Annotated in this window: 16 protein-coding genes and 1 tRNA gene; 10 read left to right on the top strand and 7 right to left on the bottom strand. The window is 70.7% G+C overall.

Going from position 1 to position 16,944, the window contains the following annotated elements:
- Nucleotides 1-41: 41 nt before the first annotated feature.
- Nucleotides 42-341: a WhiB family transcriptional regulator gene (locus tag SACE_RS01545; protein WP_029621633.1), complete on the bottom strand. Its 300-nt coding sequence runs from the start codon at nucleotides 339-341 to the stop codon at nucleotides 42-44.
- A gap of 250 nt (nucleotides 342-591) precedes the next feature.
- On the opposite strand from SACE_RS01545, the gene SACE_RS01540 reads away from it, so the two are divergent.
- Complete coding sequence (locus SACE_RS01540; RefSeq protein WP_044547745.1) at nucleotides 592-3,060, top strand: transglycosylase domain-containing protein; 2,469 nt, start codon at nucleotides 592-594, stop codon at nucleotides 3,058-3,060.
- 127 nt (nucleotides 3,061-3,187) lie between these two features.
- Nucleotides 3,188-3,967 (top strand): siderophore-interacting protein, encoded by a 780-nt coding sequence (locus SACE_RS01535; protein WP_009946936.1) that lies wholly within the window; start codon nucleotides 3,188-3,190, stop codon nucleotides 3,965-3,967.
- A gap of 65 nt (nucleotides 3,968-4,032) precedes the next feature.
- On the opposite strand, the gene SACE_RS01530 is transcribed toward SACE_RS01535, so the two are convergent.
- Entirely contained in the window at nucleotides 4,033-4,503 is a 471-nt protein-coding gene (locus tag SACE_RS01530; protein WP_009946937.1) for a GatB/YqeY domain-containing protein, read from the bottom strand.
- An 85-nt stretch (nucleotides 4,504-4,588) separates the two neighbouring features.
- Here SACE_RS01530 and SACE_RS01525 point away from each other — a divergent pair, with 85 nt between their 5' ends.
- From SACE_RS01525 to SACE_RS01510, 4 genes are all read left to right on the top strand, one after another.
- Nucleotides 4,589-5,551 (top strand): metallophosphoesterase, encoded by a 963-nt coding sequence (locus SACE_RS01525; protein WP_009946938.1) that lies wholly within the window; start codon nucleotides 4,589-4,591, stop codon nucleotides 5,549-5,551.
- A gap of 50 nt (nucleotides 5,552-5,601) precedes the next feature.
- Nucleotides 5,602-5,675, top strand: a tRNA-Pro gene (locus tag SACE_RS01520).
- Nucleotides 5,676-5,972: 297 nt separating this feature from the next.
- Nucleotides 5,973-6,788, top strand: coding sequence for a class I SAM-dependent methyltransferase (locus tag SACE_RS01515; protein ID WP_009946939.1), 816 nt, complete (start codon nucleotides 5,973-5,975; stop codon nucleotides 6,786-6,788).
- Nucleotides 6,789-6,857: 69 nt separating this feature from the next.
- Nucleotides 6,858-8,687, top strand: a complete 1,830-nt coding sequence (locus tag SACE_RS01510; RefSeq protein ID WP_009946940.1) for a prolyl oligopeptidase family serine peptidase — start codon at nucleotides 6,858-6,860, stop codon at nucleotides 8,685-8,687.
- 233 nt (nucleotides 8,688-8,920) lie between these two features.
- Here SACE_RS01510 and SACE_RS01505 read toward each other — a convergent pair whose 3' ends face one another.
- Both SACE_RS01505 and SACE_RS01500 read right to left on the bottom strand, forming a co-directional pair.
- The gene (locus tag SACE_RS01505) at nucleotides 8,921-9,448 is read right to left on the bottom strand and encodes a DUF1059 domain-containing protein (RefSeq protein WP_011873011.1); all 528 of its coding nucleotides are present in this window, start codon (nucleotides 9,446-9,448) and stop codon (nucleotides 8,921-8,923) included.
- A 2-nt stretch (nucleotides 9,449-9,450) separates the two neighbouring features.
- The gene (locus SACE_RS01500; protein ID WP_009946942.1) at nucleotides 9,451-10,107 is read right to left on the bottom strand and encodes a class I SAM-dependent methyltransferase; all 657 of its coding nucleotides are present in this window, start codon (nucleotides 10,105-10,107) and stop codon (nucleotides 9,451-9,453) included.
- Between the two features lie 160 nt (nucleotides 10,108-10,267).
- Here SACE_RS01500 and SACE_RS01495 point away from each other — a divergent pair, with 160 nt between their 5' ends.
- The gene (locus SACE_RS01495; protein ID WP_029621635.1) at nucleotides 10,268-12,112 is read left to right on the top strand and encodes a glycoside hydrolase family 35 protein; all 1,845 of its coding nucleotides are present in this window, start codon (nucleotides 10,268-10,270) and stop codon (nucleotides 12,110-12,112) included.
- 113 nt (nucleotides 12,113-12,225) lie between these two features.
- Entirely contained in the window at nucleotides 12,226-12,633 is a 408-nt protein-coding gene (locus SACE_RS01490; protein ID WP_009946944.1) for a hypothetical protein, read from the top strand.
- A gap of 21 nt (nucleotides 12,634-12,654) precedes the next feature.
- Here SACE_RS01490 and SACE_RS01485 read toward each other — a convergent pair whose 3' ends face one another.
- Nucleotides 12,655-13,158 carry a GNAT family N-acetyltransferase gene (locus tag SACE_RS01485; RefSeq protein ID WP_009946945.1) on the bottom strand — a complete coding sequence of 168 codons (504 nt, stop codon included), beginning with the start codon at nucleotides 13,156-13,158 and terminating at the stop codon, nucleotides 12,655-12,657.
- 38 nt (nucleotides 13,159-13,196) lie between these two features.
- On the opposite strand from SACE_RS01485, the gene SACE_RS01480 reads away from it, so the two are divergent.
- Nucleotides 13,197-13,760: a TetR/AcrR family transcriptional regulator gene (locus SACE_RS01480; protein WP_009946947.1), complete on the top strand. Its 564-nt coding sequence runs from the start codon at nucleotides 13,197-13,199 to the stop codon at nucleotides 13,758-13,760.
- 483 nt (nucleotides 13,761-14,243) lie between these two features.
- A complete protein-coding gene (locus SACE_RS01475; protein WP_009946948.1) occupies nucleotides 14,244-15,698 on the top strand; it encodes a catalase in 1,455 nt (484 codons plus the stop codon).
- A 101-nt stretch (nucleotides 15,699-15,799) separates the two neighbouring features.
- On the opposite strand, the gene SACE_RS01470 is transcribed toward SACE_RS01475, so the two are convergent.
- A complete protein-coding gene (locus SACE_RS01470) occupies nucleotides 15,800-15,988 on the bottom strand; it encodes a DUF397 domain-containing protein (protein WP_009946949.1) in 189 nt (62 codons plus the stop codon).
- Nucleotides 15,978-16,835, bottom strand: a complete 858-nt coding sequence (locus tag SACE_RS01465; protein WP_011873009.1) for a helix-turn-helix domain-containing protein — start codon at nucleotides 16,833-16,835, stop codon at nucleotides 15,978-15,980. Before SACE_RS01465 ends, SACE_RS01470 begins: the two co-directional genes overlap by 11 nt.
- Nucleotides 16,836-16,944: the final 109 nt, after the last annotated feature.

Below are 16,944 nucleotides of genomic sequence, written 5' to 3'. Positions count from 1 at the left end.
ACCGTGAATAACGGTAAATACCGGTCTTCCGCGGTGAGCGGTCAGCTCACCTGGTACTCCTCGAAATCGGCGTAGTTCTGGCGGGCCGCCTCGAGCAATTCCCGCCAGTTGCGGACGTCGGGACGCCTGCGCAGCAGCGCGCGCCGCTCCCGCTCGGTCATTCCGCCCCAGACCCCGAACTCGATCTTGTTGTCGAGCGCCTCACCCAGGCACTCCGTGCGGACCGGGCACCCGAAGCAGACCATGCGCGCCTTGCGCTGCTCGGCGCCCCGTACGAACAACTGGTCCGGATTCTCGTCTCGGCAAGCTGCCCGAATCCGCCAGTCCCCCTGCTCGAACATAGAGTTCCCCCAGCTCCTCACTGGATCGTCGGCGACCGTATTTCGTCCGGAGCCCCCCGGCACCGGATGTCGGGGCCCGCGCGGAGCGCGTGCCACAACAGTGCTGTCGCTGGACGTGGACGAACTGTAGAGCCCGGCGGTTCCACAACCAATCAATGGTTGTCGCTCCGTTATCTTTGAAACTCATCACATCGGGCGGATATCCCGCGTGACGCTGAGTCACGACCTGACCCCGCCTTACGCTGAGCGGGTGCGAGTCCGGGATGGCGTGCTGAAGCTTTTCGGCCTGTGTGTGCTGGCCGGCGTGCTTGTGGCCGGCCTGATGTTTCCGGTGGCGGGATCACTCGGAGTGGTCTCGAACCGCGCGAGCGACGCTGTCAACAACATCTCCGCGGAGCTCATGAGCCAGGATCCGCCCCTGGTGACCACGGTCACAGACCGGGCGGGAACCCCCATCGCCTACCTCTTCGACCAGAACCGCACCCCCGCGGCGCCCGACGAGATCGCCGACACGATGAAGGCGGCGATCATCGCGATCGAGGACCGCCGGTTCTACGACCACCGCGGCGTGGACTGGGCGGGCACCGTGCGGGCGGCGCTGACAAACCAGATGTCCGGCGAGATCGCCCAGGGCGGTTCGACGCTGACCCAGCAGTACGTGAAGAACTACCAGGTCCACGTGGTCGCCGCGGGCGACCCGGTCAAGCAGGCCAAGGCCATCGAGCAGACCCCCGCGCGCAAGCTGCGCGAGATCCGCATCGCCCTGCAGCTCGAGCGCCGGCTCGGCAAGGAGCAGTTGCTTGCCCGCTACCTCAACGTGGTGCCCTTCGGGAACCAGGCCTACGGCGTGGCCGCGGCGGCCCGCACGTACTTCAACACCACGCCGGACCAGCTGACGATCGCACAGGCGGCGCTGCTCGCGGGCATGGTCAACAGCCCGAGCGCGCTGAACCCGGAGAACAACCCCGCCGAGGCGCTGGGCCGCCGCAACCTGGTGATCGACGCGATGCTGGCGCAGCACCGCATCACCCCGGAGGCCGCAGAGGAGGCGCGCACCTCGCCACTCGGGCTGGCCCGGCCGCTGAGGGGCATCCCCAACGGCTGCATCGGCGCCGGGCCGTCCGACGGGTTCTTCTGCCAGTACGTGATCGACTACCTCGGCCGCTCCGGTTTCACCGAGGACCAGCTCAAGCGCGGCGGCTACACCATCCGCACCACGCTCGACCACAAGGCGACCGCGGCGGCGAAGGCGGCCGCCGAGCGCCACGTGCCGAAGAAGACCAAGGGCATCGCCAACGTCATGAGCGTGGTGGAGCCGGGCAAGGAGAAACACCGGGTGCGGGCACTGGTCGCCAACCGCGACTTCGGCCTCGACGGCACCAAGGGCGAGACCGCGTACGCGCTGCCCAGCGGCATCGCCAAGTTCGGCGCCGGGTCGGTGTACAAGGTCTTCACCGCCGCGGCGGCGCTGGAACGCGGCATGGGCATCCAGACCGTCATCCCCTCGCCGCCGAACTACACCTCGCGGGTCTACAAGAACGGCACCGCGCCCTACACCGTCGGCAACGCCGAAGGCGTGACGCCGGGCCCGCGCACCCTGCAGAAGGCGCTGGCGACCTCGCCGAACACCGCGTTCGTCGCGTTGCAGGAGCGGGTCGGGCTGTCCGAGACCGTCGACATGGCGGCCCGGCTCGGCATGCGCCAGACCCTGCTGGCCGCCGACAAGGCGGGCGACCCGGTGCCCGAGGGCGGCACGGTGCAGACCCAGGGCGAGTGGATGAAGCAGGCCAACATCGGCGCGTTCACCCTCGGCTTCGCCCCGACCAGCCCGCTGGAGCTGAGCAACGTGGCGGCCACCATCATCAGCGGCGGCACCTGGTGCCCGCCGACGCCGATCGAGCAGATCCTGGACCGCCACGGCAACCCGGTCTCCATCACCGAGGACTCCTGCGAGCAGGCCGTCGACGAGGCGCTGGCCAACGCGCTGGCGGTCGGCATGAGCATGGACGACAAGCCCGGCGGTACCGCCGCGGCGGCTGCCAGCGGCGCGGGGTGGACGCGGCCGATGCTCGGCAAGACCGGGACCACCGAGGCCCACCAGTCGGCCAGCTTCCTGGGTGCGACACCGCAGTTCGCGGGGGCGGTGCTGACCTTCAGCGACGGCACCTCGCCGCAGGGCATCTGCGACAGCACGCCGCCCACCCTGTGCGGGGCCAACGGCGGCAACATCTACGGCGGCAAGGTGCCCGCGCGCACCTGGTACGACGCGATGAACGGCGTGCACGAGGGGCTGCCCGTCGTCCCGCTGCCGCCGACGACCAAGCGCTACGAGACCGGCGGCAGCGAGGCGCAGGTGCCCAACGTCGTCGGGCACACCGCGCAGCGGGCGACCGAGATCCTGCAGAAGGCGGGTTACCGGGTGCAGGAGAAGTCGGTCAACAGCCAGCGCAGGCAGGGCACCGTGACCAGCCAGACGCCGCGCGGATTCGCCCTGCCGGGCGAGCTGGTGACGATCGCGATCAGCACCGGATACGTGCCTCCGCCCTCGGTGGTGACACCGCCGCCGCTGCCGACTCCCGGCCGGGGAGAGCCCGGGCGGTCGGGGGAGCCTGGCTTCCCCGAGCAGCCGGGGCAACCGGGGCAGCCAGGCGAGCAGTGGCTACCGGGCCTGCCCGGTCTGCCCGGAGGACGACAAGGCGAGCCCGGACTACCGGGATAGCCGGGCGTACCGCCGGCGCCGCCCGATCGCGAGCGGCCGGGTCGTGGACCGCACCGGTCCACCGCCCGGCCGCTTCTGCGTACCGGGCCGCTGAGCGGGGCATTTACACTCGGCGAACGTGACGAGCATGCAAACGAGCACACGGCGGGCGCGGTCCCGGTACCGGCTGCTGGACGTCCGGGCGACCGAGCGGATCACTCCCCGGATGGTGCGCGTCACCCTCGGCGGCGAGGAGCTGGCCGACTTCGTCAGCAGCGGCAGCGACCAGCGCATCAAGCTCTGCCTGCCCCAGCCGGGGCAGCCGACACCGCTGGGACGCGACCGCGCCGAGGTCTTCGCGCTGCCCAGGGAGCAGCAGCCCAAGCAGCGCACCTACACCGTGCGCTGGTTCAGCGCGCAGCGGCTGGAGCTCGCGATCGACTTCGTCGTGCACGACCACGACGGCCCCGGCAGCACGTGGGCGTCGCGGGTGCGGCCGGGCGAGCAGATCGTGGCGGTCGGGCCCAGCCCGTCCTACGAGCCGAACCCGGAGGCCGACCGGCTGGTGCTCGCCGGGGACGAGACGGCGCTGCCCGCCATGGCCGCGATCCTGGAGGAGCTGCCCGCGGAGGCGAAGGTCCGGGTGTTCGCCGAGGTGGCCGACGCCGCTGAGCGCCAGGACATCGCCTCGGCCGCCGACGTGGAGTGGACCTGGCTGCACCGCGACGGGGTCCCGGCGGGCGAGAGCGACCTGCTCGTGGAGGCGGTCCGCTCCGCCGACCTCGGCCCGGTGCCGTACGTGTGGGTCGGTGCGGAAGCCGACGCGGTGCAGGCCCTGCGCGAGCACTGCCAGCGCACCCTCGGCCTGGACCGCCGTCGGGTGTACGCCCTGGCCTACTGGCGCCGCGGCGGCGCCGCGACCTCGTAGCCTGGGCCCCACACCTGGCCGCGAACGCCGGGCGGCCCTGGGGACACCCGGCGTCGAGCGGTGAGTCAGCCCGCGAGGGCGGACTTCACCAGCGGGGCGACGCGCCCGCCCTCGGCACGGCCCGCGACCTTGGCGTTGACCGCCTTCATCACCTGGCCCATCTGCTTCATGCCCGGCTTCTCGCCGAGCTCGGCGGTCAGCTCGGCCACGGTGTCCTGCACGAGCTGCGCGAGCTCGGCGTCGTCGAGCTGTTTGGGCAGGTAGCGGCGCAGGATCTCGCCCTCTGCGCGCTCGGCGGCGGCCTGCTCGTCCCGGCCCGCCGCGGCGAAGGCCTCGGCCGACTCGTCGCGCTTCTTGGCCTCCTTGCCCAGGACGCGCAGCACCTCCTCGTCGGTGAGCTCCCGCGCCTGCTTGCCGGAGACCTCCTCGACGTTGACGGCGGCCAGCGCCATCCGCAGGACACCGGTGACGGTGTTGTCGCGTTCCTTCATGGCGGCGGTCAGGTCCGCCCGCAGTTTGCTCTTGAGCTCGGCCATGCCCCGATTATCCCGATCGCGGCGATGTGTTTTCCCGGCGAGCCCGCACATTCGCCGACGGCCGGTTCGCCGTAGGGTTGGCAGGGTGAACACGCTGGGAAGGATCCTGCTGACCGGCGGCGCGCTGGGCGCCGCGACCTTCGGCTACGCGGCCGGGATCGAACGGCGGCACTGGACGCTGCGCCACGTCACGCTCCCGGTGCTGGCAGAGGGCGCGCCGCGGCTGCGGGTGCTGCACGTTTCCGATCTGCACATGATGCCCAACCAGCACTCGAAGCAGCGCTGGGTGGCCGCGCTGGACGAGCTCGAACCCGACCTGGTCGTCAACACCGGCGACAACCTGGCCCACCCGCAGGCGGTGCCCGCCGCGCTGCGCGCGCTCGGGCCGCTGCTGGACCGGCCGGGTGTGTTCGTCTTCGGCAGCAACGACTACTACGGCCCGAAGCCGAAGAACTGGGCCCGCTACCTGATGCCCTCGGCGAAGCAGAAGCGCATCCACGGTGTGCCGCTGCCGTGGCGGGACCTGCGCGCGGCGATGACCGAGCGCGGCTGGGTCGACGTGACCCACCAGCGGCACGGGCTCGACGTCGCGGGTCTGCGGCTGCACGTGGCCGGGCTGGACGACCCGCACCTGCACCGCGACAAGTACTCCAAGATCGCGGGTGAGGTGCCGTCGGACACCCACCTCAACCTCGGCGTGACCCACTCGCCGGAGCCGCGCGTGCTCGACGCGTTCGCCGACGACGGCTACGACCTGGTGCTCGCCGGCCACACCCACGGCGGCCAGCTGCGGCTGCCCGGCTACGGCGCCCTGGTGACCAACTGCGAGCTGGACCGCTCGCGGGCGCGCGGCGCCTCGACGTGGGGCGAGCACATGCGGCTGCACGTCTCGGCGGGCCTGGGCACCTCGCCCTACGCGCCGGTGCGGTTCGCCTGCCCGCCGGAGGCGACGCTGCTGACGCTGGTCCCCCGTTCGCAGGAAGTGGGCGCGACCAGCATGAACACCTTGGGAGGGGCCCCCTTCGGAGCGGGTTCGAACGTCCGCTAGACTTTGCTCCGGCGGTCGGACAGGTACCCGATAAGTCCTCCGCCGGAGATCGGGGTGTGGCGCAGCTTGGGAGCGCGCTTCGTTCGGGTCGAAGAGGTCGTGGGTTCAAATCCCGCCACCCCGACAATCGATTGGCCTCGGCCGGATTCGTCCGGCCGAGGCCAATCGGCTTTTCGGGGCCCTGTGCTTCGAGGGATACGTCCCCTACGGCTTGCCGGCGCTGACCTGCAACGGTGAGCGCGTGATCGCCGGACAGGCGCTGATCCTCCCCGCCCGACGCGGACTGACCAACTGGCGCGCTCACGGCCACAGTTCCCTTCCTCGGGATTGGGGGCAGAGCCCCTCCAAGGCCCTCCGGCTCCCGAGAACCCGTGCGGAACTCGCAAGCGCTTTTCACCACGATCTGGGGCACGATGAGGCCATGACCGACGTGCAGGAACGGCTCGAACTCCGCGACCGGATGTACGGCGAGAACGACCTCAGCAAGCTGGAGCTGTTCGCCGGCGGCTACCTCAACTTCGGCTACTGGCGCGACATCGACGCCCGCGGCGGCCTGACCGTCGAGCACCGGGTGGCCAGCCAGGAGGCGATGTACCGGCTCGCCGCCGACGCCCTCGGGATTCGCGACGGGGACCGCGTGCTGGACGTCGGCTGCGGGCGGGGCAAGGGCACCGCGCTGGTCGCCGAGGAGTACCCGGTGCGCGAGATCTACGGCACGGACCTGCTGGAGGTGCAGGTCGACCGGGCCAAGAACGCCAACGCGGCGGCCATCGCGGCGATGCCCGGCAGGCTGCACTACGTCGCCGGAGCGGCGTCACGGCTCCCGCTTCCCGAACGTTCGATGCACAGGGTCTTCTCGGTCGAGGCCGCGCAGCACTTCGAGGACATCCCGGGCTTCGCCGCCGAGGCGCACCGCGTGCTGGCACCGTCGGGCGTGCTGGCGGTGGCGACGTTCTTCGCGACCGCGGCCGGCCGGGGACCGGCGCTGGCCGAGCGGCTGGACACCTTCGCCTCCGGCGTCGACCTGGCCACCGGGGTGGAGGAGTTCCGGGGGACGCTCGCGGCGGCCGGTTTCGCCGGCGTCACCTCCGAGAGCATCGGCGAGCACGTCTTCCCCGGCCTCGACCGCTGGCTCGCCCGCACCGCCTACGCAAGCACCTGGGCGCGTGAATGGCTCGGCTGCTACCGCGACGGACTCGTGGACTATTACCTGATCACCGCCACCCGAGCGGGTTGATATCACCCGACCGTGGCATTAAACGCCCACTCCTCCGGCTGACGGCCCATATCGGGCAGGATCGCAGGGGTGAGCACCTACCCAGCCGCCAAAGTCCCGGAAAAGCTCTTCGAAGACCCCGCCGCCGAGCAGCGCTGGCGAGCCCGGTTCAGCGCGCCGCGGGTGTCGCTGCCCGACTGGGCGCGCGACGCTCCGCAGCGCAGCCTGTACGTGTCGAACGTCAGCGGGACCTGGGAAATCTACGCGTGGGACCGCGAACGCGAAACCCACCGCCAGGTCACAGACCGCCCGAACGGAACCTTCCACGGCACGCTGTCGGCCGACGGCGAGCACATCTGGTGGTTCAACGACACCGACGGCGACGAGTTCGGCAGCTGGGTGGTGCAGCCGTTCGGCTCGGACTCGCACGAGCCCGCCCTGCCCGGCACCCACCCCGGCTACCCGTCCGGGCTGGAGCTGGGCGCGAAGGTGCGCGGCCTGGCCATGTCCACCGACGACGGGGTGACCGTCTGGATCGCCCGCGACGGCGGTGTGCCGGAGGTGATCTACCAGCACGAGCAGGACGGCGGGCTCTCCGCGCTGTCGTGGGACGAGACCGTGCTGGTCATCTCGCACTCCGAGCACGGCGACAGCCGCCACCCCGCGCTGCGGGTGCTGCGCGTCGACGGCTCGGAGGTCGCCGAGAAGTGGGACGGCCCGGGCAAGGGCCTGGAGGCGCTGGACTTCGCGCCGGTCACCGGTGACCAGCGGCTGCTGGTGCTGCACGAGCGCCGCGGCCGCGAGGAGCTGCTGATCTGGGACGTCGAGTCCGACACCGAAACCGAGATCACCCTCGACCTGCCCGGCGAGGTGTCGGCCGACTGGTACCCGGACGGCAGCGCGCTGCTGATCGCGCACACCCACCACGCGCGCACGACCATGCACCGCTACGACATCGCCTCCGGCACGCTCACCGACCTTCCCACCCCGGCCGGGACGGTCGGCGGAGCGGCGGTGCGCCCGGACGGTTCGGTGGAGTACTCGTGGTCGTCGGCGGCGACGCCGTCCCTGGTGCGGTCGCTGTCGGCGGGCGGCGAGGACCGCGTGCTGCTGTCGCCGCCGGGCGAGCGCGCACCGGGGTCGCAGCCGGTGGCCGACGTGTTCGTCGAGGTGCCCTACGGGCCGAACGACACCGTCCACGCGCTGGTCTCGCGGCCGGAGGGCGACGGGCCGGTGCCGACCGTCTTCAACCTGCACGGCGGTCCGCACGCGGCCGACGAGGACCGGTTCTCCGCCTACCGGGCGGCCTGGCTGGACGCGGGCTTCGCCGTCGTGGAGATCAACTACCGGGGGTCCACCGGCTACGGCTCGGCCTGGCGGGACGCCATCGAGGGCCGTCCGGGGCTGACGGAGCTGGAGGACGTCGCGCGGGTCCAGGACTGGGCGATCCGGGAGGGCCTGACCACGCCGGAGCTCAGCGTCGTCGCGGGCGCGTCGTGGGGCGGCTACCTGACGCTGCTGGCGATGGGCACCCAGCCGGAGCGCTGGGCGGGCGGCGTGGCCGGGGTGCCGGTCGCAGACTACGTCTCGGCCTACGCCGACGAGATGGAACCGCTGCGCGCCTACGACCGCGCCCTGTTCGGGGGTTCGCCGGACGACGTCCCGGACACCTACCGCGACTGCTCGCCGATCACCTACGTCGACCAGGTCCGCGCGCCGATCCTGGTCCTGGCCGGCGACAACGACCCGCGCTGCCCCATCCAGCAGATCCTCAACTACCTGGACCGCCTGGCCGCCCGCGACGTCCCCTTCGAGTTCTACCGCTACGACGCGGGCCACGGCTCCCTGGTCATCGCCGAAACCCTCCGCCAGGTATCAGCCGAGATCGCCTTCGCGCGGAATGTGGTCGGAAGGCCCTGATGGGCCTTCCGACGGTGCGAAGCACCATCCGCGCTCCGCGCGGATGACAGAGTCGACACCCCGACAGCGGTGGCGCCCTGAGCCCCAGGGCGCCCCACCGCTGCCTGCGCAGCCGCTCTGCGGCTCTCCTGTGCGGCCGTCCTTCTGCACAAGCGCATCCGTCCTTCGGACGGATGGTGCTTCGCACCATTGAAAGCCCCATCGGGGGCTTTCAACCCACCGGGGCTTTCAAGTCACAACTTCTCCGCCCGGACGACGTCGAGGTTGTGGAACGTCGGTTCGCCGTCGCACAGCTCCCGCATCCTGCGGGAGAGCGCCTCGGTTTCCGGTAGCGCGGAGTTGCGCATCGCCTCGTCGTAGGACGGGAACTCGACGAATTCGTAGTAGCTGTTGGGCTGTTCGTGGTCGGCGGTGAGCACGGCGCGGCTCGCCGTCCGCTTGCCGCCGGTCGCGTTCTCCCACTCGTCGATCAGCTGGTTCACCTCGTCCCGCTTGGTGGTGCGGAACTCGATGAGCTGCACGAAGTGCATCCCGTCCCCGGCCGGGGCGCCGGCTCCGGTCCCCGCCGCGGCCGCGGCCGGGGCCTCGTCCTCGAGGAGGCGGCGGATGTCGTCGCGCAGCTCGGGCGTGTCGTCGTGGCCGTGCACCGAGATCGCGTGCTCCGCGGCGGCCCGCACGACCTCGTCCTCCTCACCGCTGATGGTCAGCGTGCAGTTCATCTCGCTCGGGTAGTTGCGGCAGTCGGCCACTTTCCTGGTCATGATCACTCCTGTTCCCCGCTGAGCCACCTCAGCTCGCGCTGGTATTGCGGGTCCGGATGGGACGCGACGCCCGCGACCAGCGGTGCCCGCAGGTGGGCGGACGGCCAGAACCACTCGGCTCGGCACAGCACGAGCCCGGCGCGGTGCATGCCCTGCAGCACCTCGTGGTTGAAGTGGCACCGTCCGCTGCCGCGCATGATCTCGTCGGCCCGGTCCTGGGCGTTCCCGACGATGCCGCTCGCCCTGGTGTGCTCGAGGAACACCAGGTGCCCGTTCGGCCTGAGCACGCGCCCGACCTCCGCGATCGTCTGCTCCGGTTTCGCCGCCCGGCACAGCGAGAACCGCAGCACCACCACGTCGAAGGAGTTCTGCGGGAAGCGGAGCGTGTCGAGTTCGCCGTCCTCGACCTCCGCTCCGGGGAGCCGCATGGACTTCGCGCGCTCGCACGCCGGTCCGGTCGCTCCGGCCAGCGCCAGCAGGCAGACGTTGCGGTAGTCGGTCAGGTCGTCGAGGTCGTGCGCGCCGATGTCGAGCACGCGGCCGCTCGCGATCCTGCGCACCTGTGCGCGCAGACATCGCTGCGCGTCCTCCGGAACCGTGATGCCATCGCGCCGGTAGTGGCAGACGAGTGTGGTTCCGCGGGTGGTGCTCGACGTCATTTCTCAAGCTTCGGCGGCCGGGCGGGGCGGTCCAAAGGGACTTCCGGCCCATGTTGGGCCGATCGGCGGACGGTACTCCCGACCCAGGAGCCGATACTCGTATTTGCGTGAATTCGCGCGAAACAGCGAGGTTTCAATCAACTCTGCGAAAGGACGGGGCATGGCTCGTTTCAGTCGCCGAGGTTTTCTGGGAGCGGTCGCGCTGGGGAGCGCGGCGACCATGGGCGGGACCAACCGGGTGCTCGCCCAGGCCGGCAAGCCCGCCGGGTTGACCGTGCGCGGCAACGAGTTCCTGCTCGACGGCGAGCCGTTCCGCATCATCGCCGGCGAGATGCACTACTTCCGCACCCATCCCGACCAGTGGCGCAACCGGCTGGACCGGATGCGGGCGCTGGGGCTGAACTCCGTCGACACCTACGTCGCGTGGAACTTCCACGAGCCGCGGCGCGGGGAGGTCGACTTCACCGGCTGGCGGGACGTCGTCCGGTTCGTCGAGACGGCGGCGGAGGCCGGGCTCAAGGTGATCATCCGCCCCGGCCCGTACATCTGCGCGGAGTGGGACTTCGGCGGGCTTCCCGCGTGGCTGCTGGAGTCCGGGAACCCGCCGCTGCGGTGCAGCGACCCCGCCTACACCGAGCTGACGCTGCGGTGGTTCGACGAGCTGCTGCCGCGCCTCGCACCGTTGCAGGCGACCCGGGGCGGCCCGGTGCTGGCGTTCCAGGTGGAGAACGAGTACGGCAGCTACGGCAACGACCAGACGCACCTGGAGCAGCTCAGGGCGGGCATGCTGGAGCGCGGCATCGACAGCCTGCTGTTCTGCTCCAACGGCCCTTCGGACTACATGCTGCGCGGCGGGAACCTGCCGGACACGCTCGCGACGGTCAACTTCGCCGGTGATCCGACGGCCCCGTTCGAGGCGCTGCGCGAGTACCAGCCGGAGGGACCGCTGTGGTGCACCGAGTTCTGGGACGGCTGGTTCGACCACTGGGGCGAGGAGCACCACACGACCGATCCGGTCGAGACCGCGGGCCACGTCGACCGGATGCTGGCGGCCGGCGCGTCGGTGTCGCTCTACATGGCGGTCGGCGGCACGAACTTCGGCTGGTGGGCCGGTGCCAACTACGACACCTCCAAGGACCAGTACCAGCCGACGATCACCAGCTACGACTACGACTCCCCGATCGGCGAGGCAGGCGAGCTGACCGAGAAGTTCCAGCGGATCCGCGAGGCCATCGCCAGGCACGCGCCGGTTCCCGAGCCGCCGCTGCCCGCGCCGCCGCCTCGGCTGCGGCCGCAGACCGCGCGGCCGGAGGCGACTACCGGACTGCTGGAGTCGCTCGACGTCCTCAGCTCGCCGGTGCGCAGCGCGACTCCGGCGCACATGGAGAAGTTCGGCCAGCCCTACGGCCTGATCCACTACCGCACCACGGTCCAGGGGCCGCGCCAGACGGCCGGACTGCGGGTGTCCGGCCTCGCCGACCGCGCGCTCGTATTCAGTGACGGCAAGTACCTCGGCGCGCTGGACCGCAACACCCCGGACCTGACGATCGACGTCGCCGTGCCCGGCCGGACCGGGCGGCTGGACCTGCTCGTAGACACCGGCGGGCGGGTCAACTTCGGGCACCAGCTCAGCGACCCGAAGGGCATCACCGACCGGGTGCTGCTCGGCATGCAGGCCCTGCACGGCTGGGAGATCCGGCCGCTGCCGCTGGAGGACCTGTCCGGGCTGCGGTTCGGCGGTGGGACGTCGGCCGGGCCGGTGTTCCACCGCGCGCGGATGTCGATCGCCGAACCTGCGGACGGGTTCCTGGCGCTTCCCGGCTGGGAGAAGGGGATGGTCTGGCTCAACGGCTTCCTGCTCGGCCGGTACTGGTCGGTCGGACCGCAGGTCACCCTCTACGCGCCGAGTCCGCTGTGGAAGCAGGGCGAGAACGAGATCGTGGTGCTGGAGATGCACGAGGCCGGGCAGGACATCGAACTGCGCTCCGAGCCCGACCTCGGCTAGCCGCTCACGCACCCGCCCTGGCCAGGGTCTCCGGGTCGTCCTCGGCCAGGGACCTGCTGCGCGCTTCCCCGAAGTGCGGGTTGGCCGGACACCGAACCGGTTAGGCTCCGCCGGTGATCAACGTCTTGGCCGGAGTCGTCGGCGCGCTGCTGGGTTTCTCAGGTGCCCTGCTCGGAGCCTGGATCAAGAGCAGGGGCGAGCACCGGAAGTGGCTGCGCGAACAGAAGCTGGCCGGTGCTGCCGAAATGGTCAGCGCGGGTACCAACATCTACGAGTTCCGCAGCGGCAGCAAGGCCTGGCTCGAGTCGTTCGAACCGAGCGAGCTGCGCGAGTGGCAGTCCCAGTTGCAGAAGGGCCGCGCGGCCATCCACCTGCTCTGCACCCGGGAGACCCGCGATCGTGCGGACGCCTTCGTGAGGTCGTGCTGGCACGCCAAAGACGACAAGGAAAACTTGGCCGAGGCCGTCCAGGCACTGCGCGCGTTCACCGCCTCGCTCCGCAAGGAAGTCGGCAGCGACTGATCCCCGGGGCCGAAGCGACTCCTAGAGGTCGAGGTCGTAACGGGCCTCGGTCAGGTCGTGCCCCCACTGCCGGACCGGATTCCGTTCCGTGCGGCGGAATCCGGCTTCGGTGTAGAGCCGGGCGGCGGCGTCCAGGCCGTCCACCGTCCAGAGCTTGACGTGCGCGTACCCTCGGCCTCGCGCGTGGTCGAGCAGGGTGCGCAGCAGCTCGCGCCCGAGACCCGTGCCGCGCGCCGACGGCGCGACCAGGAACCAGCGGAGCTGCGCCACGCCGCCGCCTTCGCCGGTGAGCGCGACCGTGCCGACCGGGTCGTCGCCGCGCTCGGCGACCCAGAGCACCCCCGGTTCCGCCCCGGTGTCGCGGGCGTCGCCCAGTGCCGCCGCGAACGCCGCGAGGCCGCGTGCGACGTGCGCCTCGAAGCGCTCGTCGAACCCGTACTCGCGCGCGTAGAGCCGACCGTGCATGGCCAGCACGGTGCCCAGGTCTCCCGGCCGCGGGCCGGTGCGGATCTCGATGCCGCCCATGCGCCCTCCTGAAACAGTCGTTTCAGTACGATATCCGGATGACCCGCACCGACGAAAGCCGCCGTCGCCGAGAACTGCTGTCCAAGCTGCTGGAGTACTCGGCCGACCACGGCCTCTCCGAGGTGTCGCTGCGCCCGCTGGCCGCAGCCGTCGGGTCGAGCCCGCGCATGCTGCTGTACTTCTTCGGCTCCAAGGAGGGCCTCGTCCGCGAGGTGCACCGGCACGCCCGCGAGGCCCAGCTCGCCCTCCTGGCCGACGCGCTCGGCGACAGGCTCGCGACCGGCTCCCGCGCCGACGCGCTCCGCGCGCTGTGGGAGTGGCTGAGCGATCCCGCGCACCACAACGTCGTGCGGTTCTTCTTCGAGAGCTACGCCCGCTCCCTCCACGCACGCGAGGACGCCTGGGAGGGCTTCGGCGAGGCCAGCGTCCGGGAATGGCTGCCGCACATCCGGCGGGCCCTCGGGTCGTCGGACGCGGAGGCGACGCTCGTGCTGGCCGCGCTACGCGGCCTGATGCTCGACCTGCTCGCCACCGGCGACACCGAACGGGTGCGCGCGGGCTTCGAGTCACTGGTCGCCGGACTGCCGGTCGAGCCGGCGTAGTCGCGCGCGCTGGCCGGTCCGGCTTGGCCGTCAGGCCCTCGACCGGCCCGGCTTGTCGCCCCAGCGCTCGGCCGGCCCGCCTCCCTGGCCGCCCTCGGCCGGTCCTGCCCAGCCGTCATGTCATCGACCGCCCCGTTCCTGCGTGTCCACAGTCACGCGTTCGAGGCACTGCCTTGACTCGTTCAGGTTCTTATCTTGACTCATTCCAATCTATCCGTGGCATACTGGCGTCGCCATGAACCCGGAACTCTCGACGACATCGACCGCGGCGCGGGGGACGAGCGGAAACGCCGTCTGCCGCCGGTGCGGCCGGGCCGCGGGCGCCGACCGCGTCCCCGGCCCCGCGCCGTGCATGAGTCCGCCGGCCGCCGCTGTCCACGCGGCCGGCGAGGCGGAAGTCGCGTTCTGGGGGCTCTGTCCCGACTGCGAGGCTTCCGCGCCGGAGCCGACCGCCCCGCAACCCACCACCAGGAGGAAACGCCCGTGAGTTCGGCACGTTTCACCACGACCAACGCCGGTATCCCGGTCGGAAGCGACGACCACTCGCTGTCGGCCGGCGCCAACGGTCCGCTCCTGCTCCAGGACCACTACCTGATCGAGAAGAACGCGCAGTTCAACCGCGAGCGGGTGCCCGAGCGCGTGGTGCACGCCAAGGGTGGCGGCGCCTTCGGCTTCTTCGAGGTCACCGAGGACGTCAGCCAGTTCACCAAGGCCGCCGTGTTCCAGCCGGGCACCCGGACCGAGGCCCTGATCCGGTTCTCCTCCGTCGCGGGCGAGCTGGGCTCCCCCGACACCTGGCGCGACCCGCGAGGCACCGCGATCAAGTTCTACACCTCCGAGGGCAACTACGACCTCGTCGGCAACAACACCCCGGTGTTCTTCATCCGCGACGCGATCAAGTTCCCGGACTTCATCCGCTCGCAGAAGCGCCGCGCCGACAACCACCTGCGCGACCACGACATGCAGTGGGACTTCTGGACCAACTGCCCGGAGTCGGCGCACCAGGTGACCTGGCTGATGGGCGACCGCGGCATCCCGAAGACCTGGCGCCACATGAACCTCTACGGTTCGCACACCTTCATGTGGCAGAACGCCGGCGGCGAGAAGTTCTGGGTCAAGTACCACTTCAAGACCGAGCAGGGCCACGACTTCCTGACCCAGGCCGAGGCCGACCAGCTCGCGGGCACCGACGCCGACCACCACATCCGCGACCTGTGGAACACCATCAAGGCGGGCGAGAACCCCGAGTGGACGCTGTACGTGCAGGTCATGCCGTACGCCGACGCCGCGGACTACCGGTTCAACCCGTTCGACCTGACCAAGGTGTGGCCGCACGGCGACTACCCGCTGATCAAGGTCGGCCGGTTCGTGCTGAACCGCAACCCGGAGAACTACTTCGCCCAGATCGAGCAGGCCGCGTTCGAGCCGTCGAACCTGGTGCCGGGCATCGGCCCGTCGCCGGACAAGATGCTGCAGGGCAGGCTGTTCTCCTACCCGGACGCGCACCGCTACCGCATCGGCACCAACTACGCGGAGCTGCCGGTCAACCGCCCGGTCTCGGAGGTCAACAGCTACTCCAAGGACGGCGCGATGCGGTTCAGCAACACCCAGGACCCGGTGTACGCGCCGAACTCCTACGGCGGCCCGCACGCCGACACCGAGCGCTTCGCCGACGACGTGGCCGCGGCCGGCATCGAGCAGGAGATCCTGCGCACCGCGTACACGCTGCGCTCCGAGGACGACGACTTCGGGCAGCCGGGCACCATGGTGCGCAACGTCTTCAGCGACGAGGAGCGCGCCCGCTTCGTCGACAACGTGGCGGGGCACCTCAACGGCGGCGTGAGCGCGCCGGTGCTGGAGCGCGCCCTGGCATACTGGCGCAACGTCGACAAGGCCACCGGCGACCGGATCGCCGAGAAGGTCCAGGCCGCCGGCTGACGTCACGGACGCAGGCGGCCTGCCGCTGACTGCGGCAACCCACCACACACCGTGCGGCCCGGGAACTCGGTTCCCGGGCCGCACGGCCGTTCAGGCACCCGTCAGCGGTCGAACCGCCCGGCCTTCACGGCGCCGACGAACGCCGACCACTGCGCCCTGCTGGCCGTGAAGTACCCGGCGTCCCGGTCCTTGCTGTCCCGCACCGCCGCCCCGGCGGCCGACCCCCCGACCTCGACGCAGTTGCCGTTCGGCTGACTACGACTCGACTTCCGCCAGTTCTCAGGCTTCATGGCGCAACTCCTTCAGGATCTCCGTAATGCGTTCGGTGGTTTGGGCGGGACTCAACGCAACTCGGCGGATGTTATCCACGGCACACTGGTATGCCTGCACGTCATCGGCATCGGGCACGAACGCCCCAGAACTGAAGTGTTCGAAGTGGACGACCGAAGGCGCGTCCGGGAAGTCGTACAGGACGAACGGACCGGCGAGACCCGGGTGCCATCCGATGCGCGGCTGCACGACCTGGACCGTCACGTTGTCGTGCAACCCGAGGTCGAGCAGGTATCGCAGCTGCTCCTCCATCACCTCGGGCTCGCCGATCCTGTCGCGCAGGGCGTCTTCTCCGATCAGAGCCAGGAACCGCACGGGATCTCTGCGCGTCAGCACCTCGCGCCGCGCGATGCGGAGCATGACCCTCTGCTCGACATCGGCCGTCGCCAGACCACTCGCCTTCGAGATCGTCCTGGCGTAGTCGGCGGTCTGCAGCAGTCCAGGCAGGCCCATCGGCGCCCACTCGGCGATCGAGGAGGCCGCGCGTTCGCACTCGACCGCTCCGGCGAGCTGCTGCGGAATCCCGGGCATGCCGACGGTGAGCCAGTTCGGTTCGCTTGCGTGGCGGGCGAGTTCGACGACCCGCTGCTTCTCGTCGCCGGTGATCCCGGCCGCGGTGAGCAGCGACGCGACGTCTTCCGGTGTTGGAACGCGGCGGCCCGTTTCCCAGTGCGAGACCGTGCCGTGGCTGAGTCCCAGCCGTTTGCTCAGCTCTCTGCCGCTGACTCCAGAGCGTTCCCGGATCGAACGGATGGCGGCCGAAAGTGCTCGCGCTCGTGGCGTCACACCGCTGGTGTCTACAGGCACGAGACAAATCGTAGCCGCGCTGACCTGCGTTTTAGTTCGCCCGATCGTGGAATTGATCAGTTGTCTACTAGACGTGCAAGCTGTCTACAGCAACTGATCGACCGGCCGA

The organism is Saccharopolyspora erythraea NRRL 2338 (assembly GCF_000062885.1).
Lineage (GTDB): Bacteria > Actinomycetota > Actinomycetes > Mycobacteriales > Pseudonocardiaceae > Saccharopolyspora_D > Saccharopolyspora_D erythraea.
This window is presented reverse-complemented; position numbering and strand designations above follow the sequence as displayed.

Bases quoted from the DNA above. Each gene is read 5' to 3' on its own strand.
- SACE_RS01545 (WP_029621633.1), bottom strand. From the start codon at position 341: ATGTTCGAGCAGGGGGACTGGCGGATTCGGGCAGCTTGCCGAGACGAG.
- SACE_RS01535 (WP_009946936.1), top strand. From the start codon at position 3,188: ATGCAAACGAGCACACGGCGGGCGCGGTCCCGGTACCGGCTGCTGGAC.
- SACE_RS01530 (WP_009946937.1), bottom strand. From the start codon at position 4,503: ATGGCCGAGCTCAAGAGCAAACTGCGGGCGGACCTGACCGCCGCCATG.
- SACE_RS01515 (WP_009946939.1), top strand. From the start codon at position 5,973: ATGACCGACGTGCAGGAACGGCTCGAACTCCGCGACCGGATGTACGGC.
- SACE_RS01505 (WP_011873011.1), bottom strand. From the start codon at position 9,448: ATGACCAGGAAAGTGGCCGACTGCCGCAACTACCCGAGCGAGATGAAC.
- SACE_RS01500 (WP_009946942.1), bottom strand. From the start codon at position 10,107: ATGACGTCGAGCACCACCCGCGGAACCACACTCGTCTGCCACTACCGG.
- SACE_RS01495 (WP_029621635.1), top strand. From the start codon at position 10,268: ATGGCTCGTTTCAGTCGCCGAGGTTTTCTGGGAGCGGTCGCGCTGGGG.
- SACE_RS01485 (WP_009946945.1), bottom strand. From the start codon at position 13,158: ATGGGCGGCATCGAGATCCGCACCGGCCCGCGGCCGGGAGACCTGGGC.
- SACE_RS01480 (WP_009946947.1), top strand. From the start codon at position 13,197: ATGACCCGCACCGACGAAAGCCGCCGTCGCCGAGAACTGCTGTCCAAG.
- SACE_RS01470 (WP_009946949.1), bottom strand. From the start codon at position 15,988: ATGAAGCCTGAGAACTGGCGGAAGTCGAGTCGTAGTCAGCCGAACGGC.